The 1,712-nt window shown below is 71.8% G+C and carries 2 protein-coding genes; both read right to left on the bottom strand.

Features of this window, described 5'->3' with window-relative positions:
• Positions 1–1,437, bottom strand: a 1,437-nt coding sequence (locus I9P22_RS24105; RefSeq protein ID WP_233253584.1) for a heme biosynthesis protein HemY, incomplete at its 3' end; no start/stop codon positions are given.
• A 10-nt stretch (positions 1,438–1,447) separates the two neighbouring features.
• Positions 1,448–1,712, bottom strand: a 265-nt coding sequence (locus tag I9P22_RS24100) for a COG4223 family protein (RefSeq protein WP_408635231.1), incomplete at its 5' end; no start/stop codon positions are given.

The following is a 1,712-nucleotide window of genomic DNA, read 5'->3' as shown; positions in this document are numbered from 1 at the left end:
GGCGGCGTGCGGCGGGACCGGCGCCGCGGCAGGCACCGGCGCATCGGCCGCCGCCTTGCCGCCGACCAGCAGCGGCAGCATCTCGGCCCCGTTCGCGGCCGGCGCGGTCCAGACCGGGCTGTCGGGCTCGCGCCAGGTCAGGGTGTCGAAGCCGCCGCAGCTGTCGCAGACCGGCGACCAGTCGGCCATGACGTTGTGGCACTTGTCGCAGACCCATTGCGGGCCGCGGCTGGCGACCAGCGCCCGCGCCAGGATGCCGCGCACGACCGCATCGTCTGCGCCCTCGCCGCGCTCGATGGCGGCCAGGATCGACAGCGAGCGCACCGTCGGGTGCTTCTGCGCCAGATCGCCCAGGGCGCGGCGGGCACCGGGGAAATCCTCGGCCGCCAGCAGCAGCTCGGCGCGCAGCAGCCGGGTCTCCTCGTGATCCAGGTTCTGCCGCATCAACTCCTCGAAGCGGCGCAGCCGTGCGGCCGGCTTCTCGTCCGGGACGATCTCGGCATAGGCGGCAGCGATGGCGGGATGCGGCTGCACGCTCCAGGTCTTCTGCAGCACCCGGCCGGCATTCCTGGCATCGCTCTGCGCGACATAGCTGCGCGCGGCCAGCACCGCGGCCGGGATCAGGTCGGGGCTGGCCCGGTTGGCCGAGATCGCGGCCTCGCGGGCGCTGATCGAATTGCCCTCGGCCAGCACCTCGGACGCCTCCTTCAGCGCCAGCACGGCGTCGCGGCGCAGATGCACGTCCTTGGGCAGCTGGCCCAGCTTGCGCTTGTCCTTCAGCACCGCGCGCGCGCCCTTCCAGTCGCCCTCGCGGGTCTGCAGCTGCAGCAGGGTGTCCTGCACCTCGGCATGCCTGGGCTTCAGCGCATAGGCCTTTTCGGCCAGTTTCAGCGCCGTGGCGGTATCGCCCTCGGCCAGCTTCTGGTGCATCAGCCCGCGCACGCCGACGAAGCGGGTGCGCTGGTCCGAGAGCAGCCGGCGATAGATCTCGGCCGCCCTGGCCCGATCGCCGGCGACCTCGGCGGCCTGCGCGGCCAGCAGGTCGGTGACATGCGGCTTGTCCAGAAACTTCGCCGCCTTGGCGGCCTTGTCCTGCGCCAGCCGCCCCTCGCCCGAGGCGACGGCCAGCATGCCCTCGGACAGCGCGTCGTAACCCTTGCGCTCGCGCGAGCGGGCGAAATAGCGGTTGATCGCCGTCTCGTCGCCCAGAAGGAAGCGGATGAAGGCAATGAGCAGGCCGACGACCCGCACCACCAGCCAGCCCAGCAGCACGACCACCAGCACTGCGATGGCCAGCTGAACCGGCCCCAGCGTGTATTCGGTGCCGCCATAGACCATGCTCAGGCCCTGGCCGCTTTCCGAGAGCTGCAGCGCCCCCAGGGTGACGGCCAGGACAATGGCGAAGAAGATCAGGATTTTCAGAGCCGAAAGCAGCATGACGGGCCCCTTACAAGCTGCCGGCGGCCAGGGCGGCCAGCGCGGCATTGGCTTCGACCCAGAGGCCCGCCCTGGCGGTCCAGTCCGCCATGGCATCCTGGCCGGGCTGCGGCAGGCTGCCGATCTCGGCCAGCGCGCCCTTGATGTCGCCGGCCTTCACCGCCGCATCGGCGCGCGACAGGATGGCATCGGGATCGTCGCCCTGGCGCGGCTCGACCGAACGGGCGCCGGTCTGCACGCGCAGGAAGGTGCCGATGCTGTCCAGCGCGCCGCCA

Source organism: Paracoccus binzhouensis (genome assembly GCF_016446475.1).
GTDB lineage: Bacteria > Pseudomonadota > Alphaproteobacteria > Rhodobacterales > Rhodobacteraceae > Paracoccus > Paracoccus binzhouensis.
This window is presented reverse-complemented; position numbering and strand designations above follow the sequence as displayed.